Source organism: Pedococcus bigeumensis (genome assembly GCF_006438965.1).
In the GTDB taxonomy this organism is placed as follows: Bacteria; Actinomycetota; Actinomycetes; order Actinomycetales; family Dermatophilaceae; genus Pedococcus; species Pedococcus bigeumensis_A.
This window is the reverse complement of record NZ_RCZM01000004.1, coordinates 438,472-457,152: the sequence shown is the minus strand read 5'-3', so window position 1 is coordinate 457,152 and position 18,681 is coordinate 438,472. Positions and strand designations below refer to the sequence as shown.

The 18,681-nt window shown below is 68.8% G+C and carries 18 protein-coding genes; 3 read left to right on the top strand and 15 right to left on the bottom strand.

Annotation, left to right across the window (positions count from 1 at the left end; genetic code table 11):
• Positions 1–12 precede the first annotated feature (12 nt).
• From EAH86_RS13680 to EAH86_RS13610, 15 genes are all read right to left on the bottom strand, one after another.
• Positions 13–1,374 carry a M50 family metallopeptidase gene (locus EAH86_RS13680; protein ID WP_140741644.1) on the bottom strand — a complete coding sequence of 454 codons (1,362 nt, stop codon included), beginning with the start codon at positions 1,372–1,374 and terminating at the stop codon, positions 13–15.
• Complete coding sequence (dxr, locus tag EAH86_RS13675) at positions 1,374–2,654, bottom strand: 1-deoxy-D-xylulose-5-phosphate reductoisomerase (RefSeq protein WP_140741642.1); 1,281 nt, start codon at positions 2,652–2,654, stop codon at positions 1,374–1,376. Before dxr ends, EAH86_RS13680 begins: the two co-directional genes overlap by 1 nt.
• 27 nt (positions 2,655–2,681) lie before the next feature.
• Positions 2,682–3,335, bottom strand: coding sequence for a Pr6Pr family membrane protein (locus EAH86_RS13670; protein ID WP_140741640.1), 654 nt, complete (start codon positions 3,333–3,335; stop codon positions 2,682–2,684).
• Positions 3,336–3,357: 22 nt separating this feature from the next.
• Entirely contained in the window at positions 3,358–3,714 is a 357-nt protein-coding gene (locus EAH86_RS13665; protein ID WP_140741638.1) for a barstar family protein, read from the bottom strand.
• Positions 3,711–4,154: a ribonuclease domain-containing protein gene (locus EAH86_RS13660; protein WP_140741636.1), complete on the bottom strand. Its 444-nt coding sequence runs from the start codon at positions 4,152–4,154 to the stop codon at positions 3,711–3,713. Before EAH86_RS13660 ends, EAH86_RS13665 begins: the two co-directional genes overlap by 4 nt.
• A gap of 32 nt (positions 4,155–4,186) precedes the next feature.
• Positions 4,187–5,254: a DnaB-like helicase C-terminal domain-containing protein gene (locus tag EAH86_RS13655; protein WP_140741634.1), complete on the bottom strand. Its 1,068-nt coding sequence runs from the start codon at positions 5,252–5,254 to the stop codon at positions 4,187–4,189.
• Between the two features lie 84 nt (positions 5,255–5,338).
• Positions 5,339–6,799, bottom strand: coding sequence for an NAD-dependent succinate-semialdehyde dehydrogenase (locus EAH86_RS13650; RefSeq protein WP_140741632.1), 1,461 nt, complete (start codon positions 6,797–6,799; stop codon positions 5,339–5,341).
• Entirely contained in the window at positions 6,799–7,905 is a 1,107-nt protein-coding gene (gene speB, locus EAH86_RS13645; RefSeq protein ID WP_140741630.1) for an agmatinase, read from the bottom strand. The genes EAH86_RS13650 and speB overlap by 1 nt, the downstream gene beginning before the upstream one ends.
• Positions 7,906–7,926: 21 nt before the next feature.
• Positions 7,927–8,208 carry a hypothetical protein gene (locus EAH86_RS13640; protein ID WP_140741628.1) on the bottom strand — a complete coding sequence of 94 codons (282 nt, stop codon included), beginning with the start codon at positions 8,206–8,208 and terminating at the stop codon, positions 7,927–7,929.
• 106 nt (positions 8,209–8,314) lie between these two features.
• A complete protein-coding gene (locus EAH86_RS13635) occupies positions 8,315–9,592 on the bottom strand; it encodes a saccharopine dehydrogenase family protein (protein ID WP_140741626.1) in 1,278 nt (425 codons plus the stop codon).
• Positions 9,593–9,598: 6 nt separating this feature from the next.
• Positions 9,599–10,390 (bottom strand): ABC transporter permease, encoded by a 792-nt coding sequence (locus EAH86_RS13630; RefSeq protein WP_140741848.1) that lies wholly within the window; start codon positions 10,388–10,390, stop codon positions 9,599–9,601.
• Between the two features lie 9 nt (positions 10,391–10,399).
• The gene (locus tag EAH86_RS13625; RefSeq protein WP_194150781.1) at positions 10,400–11,317 is read right to left on the bottom strand and encodes an ABC transporter permease; all 918 of its coding nucleotides are present in this window, start codon (positions 11,315–11,317) and stop codon (positions 10,400–10,402) included.
• A complete protein-coding gene (locus EAH86_RS13620; RefSeq protein ID WP_140741624.1) occupies positions 11,317–12,429 on the bottom strand; it encodes an ABC transporter ATP-binding protein in 1,113 nt (370 codons plus the stop codon). The genes EAH86_RS13625 and EAH86_RS13620 overlap by 1 nt, the downstream gene beginning before the upstream one ends.
• Complete coding sequence (locus EAH86_RS13615) at positions 12,429–13,655, bottom strand: ABC transporter substrate-binding protein (RefSeq protein ID WP_140741622.1); 1,227 nt, start codon at positions 13,653–13,655, stop codon at positions 12,429–12,431. The genes EAH86_RS13620 and EAH86_RS13615 overlap by 1 nt, the downstream gene beginning before the upstream one ends.
• Positions 13,656–13,758: 103 nt before the next feature.
• Entirely contained in the window at positions 13,759–15,216 is a 1,458-nt protein-coding gene (locus tag EAH86_RS13610; protein ID WP_140741620.1) for a gamma-aminobutyraldehyde dehydrogenase, read from the bottom strand.
• Between the two features lie 171 nt (positions 15,217–15,387).
• Between EAH86_RS13610 and EAH86_RS13605 the strand changes: the two genes are divergently transcribed.
• From EAH86_RS13605 to EAH86_RS13595, 3 genes are read left to right on the top strand one after another with little or no spacing between them, the layout of a single operon-like run.
• The gene (locus tag EAH86_RS13605) at positions 15,388–15,873 is read left to right on the top strand and encodes an Lrp/AsnC family transcriptional regulator (RefSeq protein ID WP_140741618.1); all 486 of its coding nucleotides are present in this window, start codon (positions 15,388–15,390) and stop codon (positions 15,871–15,873) included.
• Positions 15,870–17,270 (top strand): aspartate aminotransferase family protein, encoded by a 1,401-nt coding sequence (locus EAH86_RS13600; protein ID WP_140741616.1) that lies wholly within the window; start codon positions 15,870–15,872, stop codon positions 17,268–17,270. The genes EAH86_RS13605 and EAH86_RS13600 overlap by 4 nt, the downstream gene beginning before the upstream one ends.
• 16 nt (positions 17,271–17,286) lie before the next feature.
• Positions 17,287–18,666, top strand: a complete 1,380-nt coding sequence (locus EAH86_RS13595; protein WP_140741614.1) for an NAD(P)/FAD-dependent oxidoreductase — start codon at positions 17,287–17,289, stop codon at positions 18,664–18,666.
• The last annotated feature ends 15 nt before the right edge of the window (positions 18,667–18,681 follow it).

Sequence of the window (18,681 nt, the reverse complement as noted above, 5' to 3'; positions counted from 1 at the left end):
GGTGTGGAGGCGTCAGCCGAGCTTGACGGGCTTGACGAAGTCGGCGTAGATCAGCAGGGCGGACATCACGATGAGCACTGACGACACGGCATACGCGACAGGCAGCGCCTTGGCGACGTCGACGTGGCCCGGGTCAGGGCGATTCAGGATGCGGGCCGCGTTGCGCTTCAACCCTTCCCACAGGGCGCCTGCGACGTGGCCGCCGTCCAGCGGCAGCAACGGGATCAGGTTGAAGACGAACAGGGCGATGTTGAGGCCGGCCATCAGGCTGACGAGGATGGCGATCTTGCCGCCGAGGCTGTCGTCGAGTCCCTGGACCGATCCCGACGAGATCTCACCGGCCATCCGGCCGACGCCGACGACGGACACCGGCCCGTTGGGGTCGCGCGCCTCGGACCCGAAGGCCGCCTGGGCGACGTCGGTCATCCGTTGCGGGATGTGCAGCAGCACACCGGCAATGTGCGAGACCTGGTCGCCGAGGATGCCTGGCACGACGGCCACCGACTGGCGTTCGAGCGCCATCACCGGCCCGGACGAGACACCGAGGAAGCCTGCGTCGATCACCACTGGCTCGCCGTCCGCGTTCACGAGCGGGGTGCCGTCGGGACCGACCTGCTGGACGGTGTTGCGGATCGGGCTGACCTGGAGCGTCTTCTGCGCACCGTCCCGCAGCACGACGATCGCGGTCTCCTGACCGACGCGCGGACGGATCAGCTTGCCGACGTCGGTCGTGCGCACGATCGGCTGGCCAGCAATGGAGACGATGCGGTCCCCCGGCCGGATCCCGGCTGCGAAGGCCGGCGTCTTGGGGTCGGAGGCCGCACAGGTGGTCTTGCTGGTCGCCTGGCTGGCCGGGACCACGCACTCGCTGACCGACGCGACGATGGCGCCGTCCTTCTGCACCTGCTGGCCGTACAGGGTCACGAGACCGGTGAGCAGCACGACCGCGATGAGCAGGTTCATCACCGGCCCGCCCATCATGACGACGACCTTCTTGGGCACCGAGAGCTTGTAGAAGACGCGGTCCTCGTCGCCGGGCTTGATCTCCTCGAGGCTCAGCTGGCGTGCCTCGTCGGCGAGCTGGGTGAACCGGCCGGTGCTCGACACCCGCAGTGTCCCGGGCTTGTCGCCGGGCCGTGGGGGGAACATGCCGATCATCCGGATGTAGCCACCGAGCGGGATGGTCTTGATGCCGTACTCGGTCTCACCGCGCTTCGTCGACCACACCGTTGGGCCGAAACCCACCATGTACTGGGTCACCTTGACGCCGAACTTCTTGGCGGGCACGAGGTGGCCGATCTCGTGCAGACCGATCGACAGACCGACCCCCAGGACCACGAACAGCACACCGAGGACATACAGAAGAACGGTCATCAGCGCAGCGCCCCCTGGGTCGTCGACGACGCCTGTGACAGCGACGCCGCGTTCATCGATCCGGTCTGCACACCCAGCACCTTCCGTGCCTCCTCGCGCGCCCAGCCATCGGCGCGCATCACGTCCTCAACGGACAGTGTCCCTGATTCGATCCCCGCCGCGCTGCCGGACCCGTGAACCTCCACGACCCGGGCCACCGTGTCGACGATCTCGACGAAGCCGATGTGACCGTCGTGGAACGCATCGACAGCGACCTCGTTGGCCGCGTTGTAGACAGCCGGACTGGTGCCCCCGGCCTCACCGACCTGGCGGGCCAGCCGCACCGCGGGGAAGGCCGCGTCGTCGAGCGGCTCGAAGTCCCACGTCTGCGCCTGGGTCCAGTCGACCGGCACGTCGACACCCGCAAGCCGCTCCGGCCACGACAGGCCCAGGGCGATCGGCACCAGCATCCGCGGCGGCCCCGCCTGCGCGATGGTGGACCCGTCGACGAACTCCACCATCGAGTGGATCATCTGCTGCGGGTGAACGACCACGTCGATCCGGTCGAACGGGATGTCGAAGAGCAGGTGGGCCTCGATCACCTCGAGGCCCTTGTTGACCAGGGTCGCCGAGTTCGTCGTGATCACCCGCCCCATCGAGAAGTTCGGGTGGGCGAGCGCCTGCGCGGGGGTGACGTCGTGCAGGGACTCGCGGCTGCGGCCCCGGAAGGGTCCCCCGCTCGCAGTGACGACCAGCCGGCGCACCTCCGTGGCGCGCCCGCCGCGCAGGCACTGGGCGATGGCGGAGTGCTCGGAGTCGACGGGGACGATCTGGTCCGGCTTCGCGGCGGCCCGCACCAGCGGGCCACCCACGATGAGCGACTCCTTGTTGGCGAGGGCCAGGATGGATCCCTCAGCGAGCGCGGCCAGCGTCGGGCGCAGCCCGATGGCGCCGGTGATCCCGTTCAGGACGACGTCGGCGCCACATCCAGCGGCCAGCACCGCCGCATCATCCCCGACCACGATCTGGGGCCGGTATGCCGCGCGGCCGGCCCGCGCGGCATACGCACCGATCGCCTCGGCGACCTGCTCGTGCGTGCCACGGGCGACGGCGACGAGGTCCACCTCGAAGGCGACGGCCTGCTCGGCGACGAGGTCGAGGTTGGAGCCGGCCGACAGGGCGACGACGCGGAAGCGGTCGGGGTTGCGCGCGATGACGTCCAGGGCCTGGGTGCCGATGGAGCCGGTGGAGCCGAGGACGGCGACGCTGCGCTGGGATGTCACTGCTTCATTGTCGCCCATGACCGGCCGCCTGCGGTCCCAGCCCGGTCAGGCGGTCGGTCTGACGCGCCTGACCAGCCGTCCGTCGAGAGCGACGAAGAGGAAGCCGAGGAGGGCGAACAGCACGGCAACACCCGCCAGGTTTGCCAGGACGTGGCCCCAGCCGAGCTTGTCGATGTTCATGAAGGGGTAGGGCCAGAAGTCTGCGGCGAAGCCACGAACAATCGTGTAGGCCCCCCAGAGCGCCGGCCACAGCAGCATCGGCAGGATCTGGCGGCGGGTGGTCTGGCCACGGGGACCGGCCACGACCCACCCGACGATGAACAGCAGCGGCACGACGACGTGGAGCAGCTTGTCGACGACGTAGCTGCTCCCGGTCAGGTGCAGGATCGGCCGGAGGAAGAACCAGTGCACGACCGCGGTGACGGCGATCCCGACCAGGGTGGCCATCCCCACGACGCGCCAGGCAGTTCCGTCGTGCTCCGGGTCGCGTGTCAGCACCGCCGAGACGTAGGTGACCAGGATGTTGGACAGCACCGTGAAGTAGGAGATGAACTCGACCAGGCGGGTGCCGAGCGGCTTGATCGCCGTCTCGTTGAGGACGGCGCGACCGTCGACGATGAGGACCAGCTGCCAGACGAGGGCGACCAGGGCGACGGCCGCGACCGTGCCGTGCAGGGCCCTGGCGGTGGTGGGCTTCATGGCGACACGCTAGCGGGCTGAGTCACCGGTCAAGGATGGTCACGATGAAACCGGCGTGGTCCTGGCTCACCTCGTCGAGGACGCCCGCGATGTCCTCGAAGGCCGCGTGGTGTTCGCGGCGCAGTGGCCCGACGCCGTCCCACACGAGGTGCCGTGTCCGCGCGCCGTCCAAAGGCTGCTCGGCGAAGTCGTGGAGGCAGTCGGCCAGGGCGTCGAGGTTGCGGCCGAACCAGTCCGGGAAGTCCAGCACCTCCGCGAACCGCTCGAGGCTGTCAGCCTTGGTGGTACCGGCTGGGACGACTGCCACCTCGTCCCCGTTGTTCCGGGCGTCGCGCACCACCTCGGCGATGGACACCTCGGGCCCGAGGATCCGGATCATCGGGCACCGTCCTCGATGACGCGGAACGACGCGTAGTGGTCGTCGGTCCAGTACCGCTCGCCCGACGTGCCGGTGATGATCCGGCGCGCTCCGCGGTCGTTCTCACGCGGGGTGGTGACGGTGACCTCGTGGTAGTAGCCACCGGCCTTGCGGGGCAGCAGTCGCTCACGGTTTTGGAAGACCACCCCGTCACGGGCGTACGGGTACGGACCTCCGGTCGCGATCAGCTCGAGCGTGCGTCGTGCTTCCTGCGGGAGGTCGGTCGCCTGGACCGACGGCAGGCCGCTGCTGTCGCGCCCGGAGGCGGCGACGGTGCTTCGCGGTGAAGCCGACGACTGGTCGGTAGTGGGCCCGCTGGCCCACCACCACAGCCCCAGGACGAGCACCACAGCAAGCACGGCCAGTGACAGCCGAACGATCCTGCGCAGGTCAGCCGACATGGATCCGACCCTAGGGCAGGCGTCGGCACGGGTCACTCCTGGAAGACGCGCTCCTCGATGAGCTGTTCCTCGACGATCCGGCCCTCGGGCTCGAACCGGCCCTGCTCGAAACGCTTCTGGAACTCCAGCTCGAGGTGGTCAGCACCGTTGCGGTTCTTCTCGATCGACATGACCACCCAGTGGCGGAACCGCTCGGCGTTGCCGAGGTGGTAGACGAGGTGGTGCTTGGCGACGATGTCGTACTTGTCGTTGAGGATCAGGACGACGTCCGCCTCGTAGGCCAGGGCCGAGGAGCCACGCAGGTCGTTGACCCGCATCCGCCGGCCCGCAACCAGGCTCGACTTGTCGGCGGCCACGATCGCCAGGACCGGCACACCCAGCTCGAGGGCCATGTCCTTGAGTCGTTCGACGACGATGGAGACGCGCTCCTCCTCGCCGATCGCACCAGCCACCGGCACCTTCTGCAGGTAGTCGACCAGGACGAGCGGCGGTCGCCCGTCACTCGCGATGACCTCCATGACGGCGGTGCGGATCTCCTCGAGGGTGGTGTGCATGCCGCTGGAGTTGTGCACGTGCAGGCGCTGGCCATAGCTCTCGAGGGCCTCGACGGCCTCCCGGCCGCCGACGGTGTCACCGAACCGCTCGCGCATGGACTTCGCGCGGCTGTGCCGGGCCTCGAACCCGGCCCTGATCTTGGTCAGTCCGACCCCCTCGGTGCCGGCGATGGCGCCCGCCTCGATGGCGATGAGCCGCTCGAGCATGCTGTGGGCGTCGTGCTCGTAGGAGAACAGCACTGCGCTGCGGTTGGCGGCCACGGAGTTGCGCAGCATCTGCAGCGCCATCGCTGTCTTGCCCAGGCCCTGGGGGCCACCCAGCAGGACAAGCTCACCGGAGCGGAAACCGCCGGTCAGTGCCATGTCGAGGGAGTCGAAGCCGGTCGGCCACACCCGCGCACCCGCGGTCTGGCCCTGGCGCAGCTTTTCGTCGGTCTCCGCGAGGACATCCCCGAGCGAGCGCAGCCTTCCCCTGTTGCGCGACTCGAACTCCGGCTCACCGGTGATGGACACGACACTCGCTCCTACAGGTTCAGCGCTGGTCATGCGACAGATTGAACCGTCGATGTGCCTCCGCTGGAAGCGGTTCGGTCAGTTTTGGCACCGAACGGCTGACCTCCGTTTCGGCCCTTACGGCGCAATTCCGACATAGGTGGTCTCGAGGTACTCCTCGATGCCCTCGAAGCCACCCTCTCGACCGAAGCCGGAGGCCTTCACGCCGCCGAACGGAGCCGCCGGGTTGGAGATGATCCCCTGGTTGATGCCGATCATCCCGTACTCCAGAGCCTCACTGACCCGGATCACACGGCTCAGGTCGTTCGTGAAGACATAGGACGCGAGACCGTACTCGGTGCTGTTGGCCTTGGCGATGGCCTCGGCCTCGGTGCGGAAGGTGGCGATCGGCGCCACCGGGCCGAAGATCTCCTCGCTCATGACCCTGGCCGTCATGGGCACCCCGCTGATGACGGTCGGCTGGAAGAAGTACCCGCGGCCCTTGACCTGTCCCCCGCCGGTGAGGACCTTCCCGCCCTTGGCCCTGGCGTCCTCGACCAGCTCGCTCACCCCGTCGCGCGCCTTCGCATCGATCAGCGGACCGACGTCGACGCCCTTCTTGGTGCCCTTGCCGAGGGTCAGTCCGGCCATCCGCGCGGCGAACTTCGAAGCGAACTCGTCGGCGACACTCTCGTGGGCGAAGAAGCGGTTGGCTGCCGTGCACGCCTCGCCGATGTTGCGCATCTTGGCGAGCATCGCACCGTCGACCGCGCGGTCGAGGTCGGCGTCCTCGAACACGATGAACGGGGCGTTGCCGCCCAGCTCCATCGAGACCCGCAGCAGCTGCTCTGCCGACTGCTCGACGAGCCTGCGACCGATCCCGGTCGACCCGGTGAAGGTGAGCTTGCGAAGCCGGGGGTCGCGGATGATCGGCTCCATCACGTCACCGGTGTGCGAGGTCGTGATGACGTTCAGCACCCCAGCGGGCAGACCACACTCGCGGAGCAGCTCGGCCAGGGCAAGCATCGTGAGGGGCGTCTGGCTCGCCGGCTTGACCACCATGGTGCAGCCCGCCGCGATGGCCGGACCGATCTTGCGGGTGCCCATGGCCAACGGGAAGTTCCACGGCGTGATCATCAGGGTCGGCCCTACGGGCTTCTTCATCGTGAGCAACCGGGTGGCGCCGTTCGGTGCAGTCGACCAGCGCCCGTGGATCCGCACGGCCTCCTCGGAGAACCAGCGGAAGAACTCCGCGCCGTAGGTGACCTCACCGCGAGACTCGGCCAGGGTCTTGCCCATCTCCAGCGTCATCAGCGTGGCGAAGTCCTCGGCCCGCTCGGTGATCCGTTCGAACGCAGCCCGCAGGATCTCGCCCCGGTCGCGCGGAGGCGTCTTGGCCCAGTCCCCCTGGGCCGCAACGGCGGCGTCGAGGGCGGCCTTGCCGTCGGCGACGGTGGCATCGGCCACCTGGGCCAGGGTGCCCCCGCTCGACGGGTCCTCGACGGCGAGGGTGCCCCCGCCGGTGGCGTCGCGCCATGCGCCGCCGATGAACAGCCCCTTGGGGACCGAGTCGATGAGGGACTTCTGTGTGGTGGCCATCAGCCCTGCTCCTCCGGTGCGTGCTCGTGCGACTGGTCGTGCGTCTGGTGGGTGTGCTGGTGCTGCTGGATGTGGCCCTCGGGGATGGCACCGTTGCGCCCCGAGAGCAGCGGCTGCGCGGGGTCCCAGCTGGTGCCGTCCCGCTCGTCCTGCCGCTTGCGGGCGATGGCCGAAAGAGCTTCGAGGACAACGCGGTTCGCAAGCGCCGCGGTGATGTCGGCGTGGTCGTAGGGCGGGCTCACCTCGACGATGTCGACCCCGACGACGGGCAGCTCCAGGCAGATCCGCCGGACGGCGTCGAGCAGCTGGCGGGCCGAGAGGCCGCCTGGCTCGGGGGTGCCGGTGCCGGGTGCGTGGCCCGGGTCGCAGACGTCGATGTCGACCGACAGGAAGACGCCCTCGCACTCGTCGGTGGCGATACTGAACGCCTCGGTGAGCACCTCGTCGAGGCCCCGGTGCACGATCTCGGTCATCTCGAACGACCGCATCTGCTGGCCGGCCATCCAGTCGAGCGTCTCCGGCGGCGGCCAGTACCCGCGCAGCCCGATCTGCAGGAACCGGTCGCCGCGCAGGGCGCCGGACTCGATGAGCCGCCGCATCGGCTGGCCGTGTCCCCACAGCGACCCGAACTCGATGTCACCGGTGTCGGCGTGGGCGTCGAAGTGGATCATCGAGATGCGGCCGTGGCCCAGGACGTTCGCGACACCCTTGGCGTCGGGGAACGCGATGGAGTGGTCGCCGCCGAGGACGACGGGTATGGCGCCCGCTCGCGTCACGCGCTCGACCGCGGCCTCAAGCTTGGGCAGGGACCGCTCGATGTCGCCGGAGTACATCTCGACGTCGCCGGCGTCGACGACCCGCAGGTCGACGAGGCCATCGGTGCGCAACGCCAGGGAGGGGCGCGAGCCGTCGTGCGGCAGGTAGTCGGTCATCCGGATGGCCTGCGGCCCGAACCGCGTGCCGGGTCGGTGCGAGGTGCCCCCGTCGAACGGTGCGCCGAGGATCACGACGTCCGCATCGGCATACGTGCTCTCATCGTCGAGGTCGCAGCGGTCCACGCCGAGGAAGGTGAAGTCGGGGCCGTACTGCTGTCCGTAGCGCGTCACGCCCCCAAACCTACTGCTCCCTCAGGTCACGTGGGCGCCCGGTCGGCGCCAGCGGTACAGCGCCGCCAGGGCGGCCGCCACGAGCAGTCCGAGAGCCGCCCCGAGGGCCACGAGCTGCACGTGGTGGATGGTCGGCGGCCACCCGGCGTAGCTGTCATAGCCCTGGACGTCCCTCCCGAACCAGGCCTCGCCCGAGACCGGGGCAGCCTCGGGTGCAGCTGGGTCCAGCAGGGGTAGGCAGAGCGCGACGGCGAGCGCCGTCACCGCCAGTGCCGCGAGCAGCAGCACCACCGGATCTCGCATCACCCGTCCTACGGATTCCCTGCCCATCAGGCCCCCACCCCACGCACGATCGGCACTGTCGGCGCGACCGTACCGCAGGTGGACCCGCCGCGAACCCGGCCGTCAGCTATCGGTCTTCCATGCCCCACGGCGAGCCGTAACCCCCCGGCTTGGGCGCAGCGAGGAGCTCGAGGAACGGCACGGCGTCGAAGGCCTCGGGTCCCAGCACGCCGGACCCGCTCCAGCTGCCGTTGGCGATCAGCTCGAGCGCCACCACGGGGTTGACCGCGGTCTGCCAGACGACGCACTGGGCGCCGTACTCGCGCATCGTCTCCTCGTTGTCGACCACGTGGTAGAGGTAGGTGCTGCGCGGCCGCCCGTCCTTGCCGGTGCCCGTGACCCAGACCCCTGCGCAGGTCTTGCCCTTCATCCTCGGTCCGATCGTGGCGGGATCGGGCAGGACTGCTGCGACGACGTCTCGAGGCGACACCTGGACGCCCTTGACCGTGACCGGGTCGGTGCCGTCGAGGCCGAGGCTGTGCAGGGTCCGCAGGATGGTGATGAGCTCGTCACCGAGGCCGTACTTGAAGGTGACGCGCTGCGCATCCAGCCAGCGCGGCATGAGCAGCACCTCCTCGTGCTCGACGTGGACGCACTCCACCGGCCCGATGCCGTCGGGGAACTCGAAGACCTCGGGCTCGCTGAAGGCCGGCAGCGTGAAGAACCCGGCCGCGACGTCTCCGCCGCCCGCCTCCGCACGCGAGCGCTCCCACACCACGGGCGGGTTGAGGCACTCCTCGATGATCGTCCACATCGAGAAGCTCGGCGCGAAGATCTCGTTGCCGTCCTCGTCGTGCACCGCGAGGTTTGCCCCGTCCCGGGTCCCGAGCTCCTCGATCGAGGAGAACAGGTGGTCCGACGCGTAGCGGGCGAAGACGTCGGACAGCCCCGGCTCGACACCGATCCCCAGCAGGGCCAGCTGGCCCGTGCCCTGCCACTCCCCTGCCATGGCGAACTGCTCGTCGCCGAGCTTGACATGCACCTTCGCGTAGGGCTCGTCCGGGTGTCGCTGTGACAGGCTCATGGCCATGTCGAGGTAACCCGCACCGGCGGCCAGCGCGCCTCGAAAGATCGGCATGACGAAGCGCGGGTCGACGGCGTTGAACACGTGGGTGGCCCCGTGCCGCAGCGCGAGAGCCGCCACGGCTGCGCCGTCCGAGGCATCCACCTGGTCGGCGACGAACCGCGACTCCCCCTCCCGCCGGGCGCTGGCTGCAGCCACCGTCGCCTTGGCGCGAGCCAGGTCGTAGTCGGCCACGACGAACAGCTCGAAGAAGTCTCGCTCGACGGCGATGCGTGCGGCAGCGTCACCGACGCCGCCGGCGCCGATCATCAGGATGCGCATGGAGGATCAGACTGCTCTCTGTCGTCGGTTGCTGAGGACCTGGCCGGCGATCACGAAGAGCAGCGCCGCGAGGAACACGACCGTGCCGATGACGTTGACCTGCACCGGGACCCCGCGTTGCGCCGCGCCCCACACGAACATGGGGAAGGTGATCGAGCTAGGTGAGGCGTTGAAGTTGGTGATGATGTAGTCGTCGAAGCTCAACGAGAAGGCCAACAGCGCACCGGCCGCGATGCCGGGAGCCGCCAGCGGCAGCGTCACCCGCAGGAACGTCTGGGCCGGCGTCGCACCCAGGTCGGCCGCCGCCTCTTCGAGGCGCGGGTCCAGCGTCGCCACCCGAGCCTTGACCGCCACCACGACGAACGAGACGCAGAACATGATGTGGGCGATGAGGATTGCGAGCGCTCCCGACGGGATGCCCAGCATGAGGAAGAGCGTCAGCAGGCTGGACCCCATCACCACCTCGGGGGTGGCCATCGGCACGAAGATCAACAGATTGGTCGCCGCGCGCCCGCGGAACTGGTAGCGGCCCAGCGCCAGGGCCACCATCGTGCCGAGCACGGTGGCGACCAGTGAGGCGGTCACACCGATCCGCAGGCTCAGCCCGAGCGACTCGCAGATGCCGGGCGAGCCACAAGGGTGCGCCCAGGCATCAGTCGAGAACTTGGCCCAGTTGTAGTTGAACTTGCCGACCGGGTCGTTGAACGAGAACACGGCCACGACGACGTTAGGCACGAGCAGCAACGCCAGGACGGCCAGGGCCGCGAAGGCGAGCAGGTGGCGGCGGATCCAGGACAACACGCCCACTCAGACCAGCTCCTCGGTGCCGGCCTTGCGCACGTAGAACGCGACGAGGACGACGATCATGGTCAGCAGGATGAACGACAGTGCCGCTGCGAGCGGGTAGTCGAGCACCCGCAGGAACTGGCTGTCGATCACCTGCCCGATCATCACCGTCTCGGTGTTCCCGAGGAGCCGCGAGTTGATGAAGTCACCCGCGGCCGGGATGAAGGTCAGCAAGGTGCCGGCGACGACTCCCGGCAGGGACAGCGGCCAGGTGACCCGCCGGAACGCCTCCCGCGGCGAGGCGTAGAGGTCACCGGCCGCCTCGACCAGGCGCGGGTCGAGGCGCTCGAGGGACGCGTAGAGCGGCAGGATCATGAACGGCAGGAAGTTGTAGGTCAGACCGCAGATCACGGCGAACTTCGAGGCGAGCAGGGTGTCGTTGGATGTCAGGCCGACCGCTTGGAGCAGGCTCGTGAACCCGGTCGACTGGGCGAAGGCCACGACGGGACCGTCGTCGGAGAGGATGTTGCGCCAGGCGAGCGTGCGGATGAGGAAGCTGGTGAAGAAGGGGGCGATGACGAGGATGAGCAGGATGTTCTTCCAGCGTCCGGCCTTCTGCGCCATGAAGTAGGCCAGCGGGTAGCCCAGGACCAGCGCCAGCACCGTGGCGGTCGCGGCGTAACCGATCGAGCGCACCAGGTGGGGCCAGTACCGCTGGACGGCGTCGGCGTAGATGGACACGTTCCCCGTGAAGACGTAGCCGTCGTCGATGTTGCCTTCCTGCAACGACTGCGAGCCCAGGGTGATCATCGGCACGACGAAGAACACGACGAGCCACAGCAGCCCTGGAGCGAGCAGGGCGTACGGGACCCAGCGCCCGCGGCGGACCGGCTTGCGGACCGGGGCGCCCGTGCCGACGACGGCGGCGCCCTCTGCCACTAGCCCTCCTCCTCGACGCCGGCGTCCGCCGCTTGGGCGGCGTCGAGCGCGAACCCGTGCTCGGCGGCCCACGAGATCGTCACGTCCTCGCCGGGGCGTGCCCGACCGGAGCCGTCGTTCTGCTGGACCACGGTGAGTTCCTTGCCCCACGGCATACGGACCAGGTACTGCGTGGCCACTCCCGTGAAGGACACGTCGCTCACTGTGCCGTGCAACCGGTTCGGCCCACCGTGCTCACCCATGCGCAGCTTCTCTGGGCGCACGCCCAGCCATACCTCCTTGGCGTCGCCAGGCACGTGGTCGGCTGCGACCGTGAGGGCAGTGTCGTATGCCGTGACCGGCACCTCGCCGTTCCGCGCCGGACCGGTCACCGTCACCTTGAGCAGGTTTGACTGTCCGAGGAAGTTGGCGACGAAGGTGGAAGCGGGGTGTTCGTACAGGGTGGCCGGGTCGCCAAGCTGCTCGATCCGGCCCGCGTTCATCACCGCGATGGTGTCGGCCATGGTCATGGCCTCCTCCTGGTCGTGCGTGACGTGGATGAAGGTCAGCCCGACCTCCTGCTGGATGCGTTTGAGCTCGATCTGCATCTGGCGACGCAGCTTGAGGTCGAGGGCGCCGAGGGGCTCGTCGAGCAGGAGCACGTCCGGTCGGTTCACGACGGCCCGGGCCAGGGCTACCCGCTGCTGCATTCCCCCGGACAGCTGCGCCGGCTTCTTCTTCGCCACCTCACCCAGCTGGACCAGCTCCAGCGCCTCCTTGGCCTTGACCGTGGCGTTCTTGTCGCCCCGACGGCGCAGCCCGAACTCGACGTTCTCGAGCACGTTCATGTGCGGGAAGAGGGCGTAGGACTGGAACACGGTGTTGACATTGCGCTGGTGGGCCTTGGTGTCCGTGATCTCGGTGTCCCCGATGTGGATCCGACCTGCGGTGGGCTGCTCGAGACCGGCAACCATCCGCAGGGTCGTCGTCTTGCCGCAGCCGGACGGCCCGAGCAGGGCGAAGAACGAGCCCTCCGGGATGACGAGGTCCATCGGATGGACCGCGGTGAAGGTGTCGAACTCCTTCGTCAGACCCGCCAGCCGTAGGTCTCCCGAGGTCCGCGTGGCCGCCATCAGCCCGTCGCCAGGTTGGTGAACAGGCGGGTGAACTCGGACTCCTCCTTGGAGGTGAGGTCCCGGAACTTCTTCGCCTTCGAGAGGGTCTCGGTGGAGGGGAAGATGAGCTGGTTGGCGGCGAGGTCCTTGTCGATGGCCGCCACGGCGTCCTTGGTACCCGCGACGGGGGCGATGTAGTTGACCCAGGCTTCGACCTCCGCCATCACCTTGGGGTCGTAGTAGTAGTTGATGAGCTGCTCGGCGTTCTTCTTGTGCTTGGCCATGGCGGGGATGACGAAGTTGTCGGACCACAGCGTGTACCCGGCCTCGGGCAGGGTGAGCTCCAGCTCCGGGGCGTCGAGGCTGAGCGATGCCACGTCGCCAGACCAGGCGACGCACGCGGCGATGTCGCCGGCGCTCAGGCCGTCGGTGTAGTCGTTACCAGTGAACTTCTGGATCTGGCCGGCGTCCTTGGCCTTCTGGATCATCGCGATGGCGGCCTTGAAGTCAGCCTCGGTGAAGTTCGACGGGTCCTTGCCCTGGTCGAGCAGCACCAGGCCGACCGTGTCACGCATCTCGGACAGCAACGTGACCTTGCCCTTCAGGGCGGGGTCGGTCAGCAGCTGGGTGATCGTCGTGACCTTCTTGCCGCCTGTCGCCTTGGTGTTGTAGCCGATGCAGGCAAACCCGGCCTGCCAGGGCAGCGAGTACTTGCGACCCGGGTCGAACGACACGTCCTGGAACGCCGCCTCGAGGTTCTTTGCGTTGGGGATGTTGGCCTTGTCCAGGGGCTGCACGTAGCCCTGACGGATGAGCCGCGCCACCATCCAGTCGGTGCTGCACCAGACGTCGCGGCCGGTGTCCTCTCCACCGGCGAGCAATGGACGGACCTTCGCGTAGAACTCGTCGTTGTCGTTGTAGTCCTCGGTGTAGTTGACCTTTATCCCGGTCGCCTTCGTGAAGGCGTCGATGGTCGGGCGGCTCTTCTCGTCGTCGGAGACATCGATGTACTGCTGCCAGTTGGACCAGTTCACGATCTTCTCGGTGTCTGACATGTCCTGGGCCGCCTTGGCCGTGGGCGTGACCGAGCCGCTCGAGCTCGCGGAAGGACTCTTGCCCTTCGAGCCGCAGGCGGCTAGCGCCGTCACCCCGAGACCGGCAGCGCCGGCCATCAAGGTACGACGGCTGATGGCTCCGCGGATGAACGCGGCCTGCATCGGCGTGATCGGACTGTGCTCGTTCATGGGGGCTCCTGCGGTGAAAGTTGTTCTCGGAGAGGTCCGGGTCAGGGGTTCCCGGGTCTGGGGTCGGGGCTGCCTGCGGTATGTCCGCGGTGGGTGACCGGGGTCAGCTGTCGATGTTGGCCATGACGTGCTTGATGCGGGTGTAGTCCTCGAAGCCGTACATGGAGAGGTCCTTGCCGTAGCCCGACTTCTTGAACCCGCCGTGGGGCATCTCGGCGACGATCGGGATGTGCGTGTTGATCCAGACGCAGCCGAAGTCGAGCGCCTTGGACACTCGCATCGCCCGGCCGAAGTCCTTGGTCCAGACGCTGGAGGCCAGGCCGTAGTCCACGCCATTGGCCCAACGCAGGGCCTCGGCCTCGTCGGTGAAGCGCTGGACGGTGATGACCGGGCCGAAGATCTCGTCCTGGATCGCCTCGTCGTCCTGCTGGAGCCCCGACAGCACAGTCGGCTCGAGGAAGAATCCGTCACCCAGGCTGGACATCCGGTGCCCGCCGGCTGCGATCGACGCGTGGTCGGGCAGCCGCGAGATGAACCCCTCGATCCGCTCGAGCTGGCCACGGTTGTTCACCGGGCCGAGCAGCGCGTCGTCGTTGTCCGGAAGACCGACCGTCGCCGAGTTCTTGGCGTACTCCCCCAGCGCCGCGACGAAGTCGTCGTGGATGTGCGGAGCGGCGAGCACCCGGGTCGCCGCGGTGCAGTCCTGCCCGGCGTTGAAGTACCCGGCGATGGCGATGCCCTCGACGGCGGCTTCGATGTCGGCATCGTCGAAGACGATGACCGGCGCCTTGCCACCCAGCTCGAGGTGGACCCGCTTGAGGTTGCGGCTGGCACTCTCGGCCACTTGCATGCCGGCCCGCACGGAGCCGGTGATCGCCACGAGGGCGGGCGTCTTGTGCTCGACGACGGCGCGGCCGGTGTCGCGGTCACCGGTGACGACGTTGAAGGTGCCCGGCGGCAGGAACTCGGAGGCGATCTCGGCCATCAGCAGGGTCGTCTCGGGAGTGGTGTCGGACGGCTTGAGGACGATGGTGTTGCCGGCCGCGAGGGCCGGACCGATCTTCCAGACAGCCATCATCATCGGGTAGTTCCAGGGGGTCACCTGGCCGACGACGCCGATCGGCTCGCGGCGGACCCAGCTGGTGTGGCCCTTCATGTACTCGCCCGCGGCGCGACCCTCGAGCACGCGGGCGGCGCCGGCGAAGAACCGCAGCTGGTCGACCATGGGCGGGATCTCTTCGCTCGCCGTCAGGGCGTGCGGCTTGCCGGTGTTCTCGGACTCGAGCTTGACGAACTCGTCGGCCCGCTTCTCGATGGCGTCGGCGAACTTGAGCAGGGCCTGCTGGCGCTCGCTGGGGGTGGTCTGCCCCCACTCCTCGAAGGCCTTGGCAGCCGAGGAGTAGGCGGCGTCGACGTCGGCGGCGGTGGAGATGGGGGCCTTCGCGACGACCTGGGCGGTCACCGGGCTGACGATGTCGGAGGTCGCATCGGTCTGCGCCTCCACGAACTCGCCGTTGATGAAGTTGCGCAGGACACGGGGGCCCGCGGACGTGGCAGTCACTGATGCTCCAATACGGATCGGGTACTGATTCCGGTGTCTGGCACTGTAGCCGCCTCACGGCGGATTTCAATAGGTTCCTGCCAGCGGAATGCGGAAACCGTCGCCATTTCGCTGCAGGTGCCACCGATTCCGTCGTGTTGGGACTTGCGCGAAGCCCCTTCGAGGGACACCATGGCCAGCGTGACCCGGCCCGCCAGCAACAGCACCGATGTGCGCCTCGACGACGTGTCGAAGGCGATCATCGAGCAGCTGCAGGTGGACGGTCGACAGTCCTACGCCACGATCGCCAAGCGCGTGGGGCTGTCCGAGGCGGCGGTGCGCCAGCGTGTGCAACGCCTCCTCGACCAGGAGGTCATGCAGATCGTCGCGGTGACCGATCCCCTGCAGGTGGGCTTCCGCCGGCAGGCCATGATCGGCATCCGCGTCGATGGTGACCTGCTGCCCGTCGGTGATGCGCTGACCGCCATGTCGGAGGTGTCCTACGTCGTCACGACGGCCGGATCCTTCGACCTGCTGGCCGAGGTCGTCTGCGAGGACGACGCGGAGCTGCTCGACCTGCTGACCCGCCGCATCCGCACCCTCCCGGGGGTGCAGAGCACCGAGACGTTCGTCTACCTGAAACTCAACAAGCAGCACTACAACTGGGGTACCCGATGAGCACCGAGACCACGCGCACCACGACTCCCGCCGGCACGGCATACACCGATGCCGCCCGGGATCACCTGTGGATGCACTTCACCCGCCACTCCACCTACGAGGAGGGTGGCAAGGTACCCGTCATCGTCCGCGGTGAGGGCCACAAGATCTGGGACGACAAGGGCAACGAGTACATCGACGGCCTCGCCGGGCTGTTCGTCGTGCAGGTCGGGCACGGCCGCCAGGAGCTCGCCGAGGCCGCGGCGAAGCAGGCCAAGGAGCTGGCTTTCTTCCCGCTGTGGTCCTACGCGCACCCCCGCGCGATCGAGCTCGCCGAGCGGCTCGCCGCCGGCGCCCCCGGCGACCTCAACCGGGTCTTCTTCACCACCGGTGGCGGCGAAGCCGTCGAGACCGCCTGGAAGCTCGCGAAGCAGTACTTCAAGCTGACCGGCAAGCCGACCAAGCACAAGGTGATCAGCCGCGCGGTGGCCTACCACGGCACCCCGCAGGGCGCGCTGTCCATCACCGGTATCCCCGCAGCCAAGGAGATGTTCGAGCCGCTGGTCCCGGGCGCCTTCAAGGTCCCGAACACGAACGCCTACCGCGCCCCGGAGCACCTGCGCGATGACGACAAGGCGTTCGGCCTCTGGGCCGCCGACCGGATCGCCGAGGCCATCGAGTTCGAGGGCCCCGACACGGTGGCCGCCGTCTTCCTCGAGCCGGTCCAGAACTCCGGTGGCTGCTTCCCGCCGCCGCCCGGGTACTTCGAGCGGGTGCGCGAGATCTGCGACGAGTACGACGTCCTGCTGGTGTCCGACGAGGTGATCTGCTCGTTCGGGCGGATCGGCTCGATGTTCGCCTGCGACGACTTCAACTACGTCCCTGACATCATCACCTGCGCCAAGGGCATGACGTCCGGCTACTCCCCCATCGGCGCGATGATCGCCAGCGACCGCCTGTTCGAGCCGTTCAAGAAGGGCACCACGTCGTTCATGCACGGCTACACCTTCGGCGGCCACCCGGTGTCCTCCGCGGTGGCGATGGCCAACCTCGACATCTTCGAGCGCGAGGGCCTCAACGCGCACGTGAAGGAAAACGCCCCGAAGTTCCGGGCCACCCTCGAGAAGCTGCTCGACCTGCCCATCGTCGGCGACGTCCGTGGTGCCGGGTACTTCTACGGCATCGAGCTGGTCAAGGACAAGGAGACCCGCGAGACGTTCAACGACGCGGAGTCCGAGCGGCTGCTGCGCGGCTACCTGTCCAAGGCACTCTTCGACGCCGGTCTCTACTGCCGGGCCGACGACCGGGGCGACCCGGTCATCCAGCTCGCGCCGCCGCTGATCATCGGCCAGACCGAGTTCGACGACATCGAGTCCCGGCTCCGCTCGGTGCTCACCGGCGCCGAGAAGCACCTCTGACCGCCGACCTCACCTCGTGACCCAGCCGCTCTGGTGGGACCAGGGGGCGCAGGAGGGCCCGGATGCCGCGTCGCCGGCGTCCGGGCCCTCCTCGCCGCCCGTCCCGCACCGGGCCGACGTGGTGATCGTGGGCGGCGGGTTCACCGGACTGTGGACCGCGCACTACCTGCTGCTGGCCGATCCGTCCCTCGACGTCCTCGTCCTCGAGGCGGAGCACGTTGGCTTCGGCGCGAGCGGACGCAACGGTGGCTGGGTGTCGGCCCTGTGGCCGGTGGGTCCGGAGGCGCTGGCCCGCCGTCGCGGACGGACTGCGGCCATGGCGATGCTCGCGGAGCTGCGAAACACGGTCGACGAGGTAGGCAGGGCAACGGAATCCGCGGGCATCGGCTGCGGATTCCGCAAGGGTGGATCCCTTGCCCTCGCACGGTCTGCCGCCCAGGTCACGCGGGCGCGGGCCGAGGTGGCCCACGCCGACCAGTGGGGCACTGGCACCCGGTGGCTCGACGCTCCCGAGGCGAGCGAGCGGATGGCCGCCAGCCAGGTCCAGGGCGCAACCTTCACACCACACTGCGCACGGGTCCACCCCCGGCAGCTCGTCGACGGCCTGGCAGTCACGGTCCGTGCCCAGGGCGCGGAGGTGGTCGAGGGAGTCCGCGTCGGCACCATCGAGCCGGGTCGGGCCAAGCTTGCCGACGGGGGTCAGGTCGTTGCGCGTCACGTCATCCGGGCCACGGAGGCGTGGACGCCCACATTGCCCGGGGAGCGCCGCACCGTCGCGCCCGTCTACTCACTCATGGTCGCCACCGAGCCGCTCCCGGCAGCCCAGTGGGCGGCCATCGGGCTCGCCGAGCGTGAGGTGTTCAGCGACCACCGCCACGTCATCATCTACGGGCAGCGCACCGCCGACGACCGGCTCGCCTTCGGCGGACGAGGCGCGCCCTACCACTACAGGTCACGGATCGAGCCCGAGTTCGACCACGAGGCAACGGTTTTCGCAGACCTGCGCGCAACGTTGACCGACCTGCTCCCCCAGGTCGAGGGCGTTCGCTTCACCCATGCGTGGGGTGGGCCCCTGGGCATCGCCCGCGACTGGCACCCCTCGGTCGGTCACGACCCCTCCACCGGACTCGGGTGGGCGGGCGGCTACGTCGGCGACGGGGTCGCGGCCACCAACCTCGCGGGGCGCACCCTCGCGGACCTGGTGACGGGTCGGCATACCCCACTCACGGAGCTGCCCTGGGTCGGGCACCGCAGCCGACGCTGGGAGCCCGAACCGCTTCGGTGGGCCGGGATCAACGCCGGCCTGCGGCTGGCCCACGCCGCCGATGGCGAGGAGGCGCGCACCGGTCGCCCGGCGCGGATTGCGACGTTGCTGGGTGCCCTCACCGGTCACTAGGGCACCACACGGGCG

Bases quoted from the DNA above. Each gene is read 5' to 3' on its own strand.
- EAH86_RS13600 (WP_140741616.1), top strand. From the start codon at position 15,870: ATGAGCACCGAGACCACGCGCACCACGACTCCCGCCGGCACGGCATAC.
- EAH86_RS13670 (WP_140741640.1), bottom strand. From the start codon at position 3,335: ATGAAGCCCACCACCGCCAGGGCCCTGCACGGCACGGTCGCGGCCGTC.
- EAH86_RS13655 (WP_140741634.1), bottom strand. From the start codon at position 5,254: ATGACCAGCGCTGAACCTGTAGGAGCGAGTGTCGTGTCCATCACCGGT.
- dxr (WP_140741642.1), bottom strand. From the start codon at position 2,654: ATGGGCGACAATGAAGCAGTGACATCCCAGCGCAGCGTCGCCGTCCTC.
- EAH86_RS13680 (WP_140741644.1), bottom strand. From the start codon at position 1,374: ATGACCGTTCTTCTGTATGTCCTCGGTGTGCTGTTCGTGGTCCTGGGG.
- EAH86_RS13620 (WP_140741624.1), bottom strand. From the start codon at position 12,429: ATGGCGGCCACGCGGACCTCGGGAGACCTACGGCTGGCGGGTCTGACG.
- EAH86_RS13615 (WP_140741622.1), bottom strand. From the start codon at position 13,655: ATGAACGAGCACAGTCCGATCACGCCGATGCAGGCCGCGTTCATCCGC.
- EAH86_RS13635 (WP_140741626.1), bottom strand. From the start codon at position 9,592: ATGCGCATCCTGATGATCGGCGCCGGCGGCGTCGGTGACGCTGCCGCA.
- EAH86_RS13660 (WP_140741636.1), bottom strand. From the start codon at position 4,154: ATGTCGGCTGACCTGCGCAGGATCGTTCGGCTGTCACTGGCCGTGCTT.
- EAH86_RS13640 (WP_140741628.1), bottom strand. From the start codon at position 8,208: ATGCGAGATCCGGTGGTGCTGCTGCTCGCGGCACTGGCGGTGACGGCG.
- EAH86_RS13665 (WP_140741638.1), bottom strand. From the start codon at position 3,714: ATGATCCGGATCCTCGGGCCCGAGGTGTCCATCGCCGAGGTGGTGCGC.
- EAH86_RS13650 (WP_140741632.1), bottom strand. From the start codon at position 6,799: ATGGCCACCACACAGAAGTCCCTCATCGACTCGGTCCCCAAGGGGCTG.
- EAH86_RS13605 (WP_140741618.1), top strand. From the start codon at position 15,388: ATGGCCAGCGTGACCCGGCCCGCCAGCAACAGCACCGATGTGCGCCTC.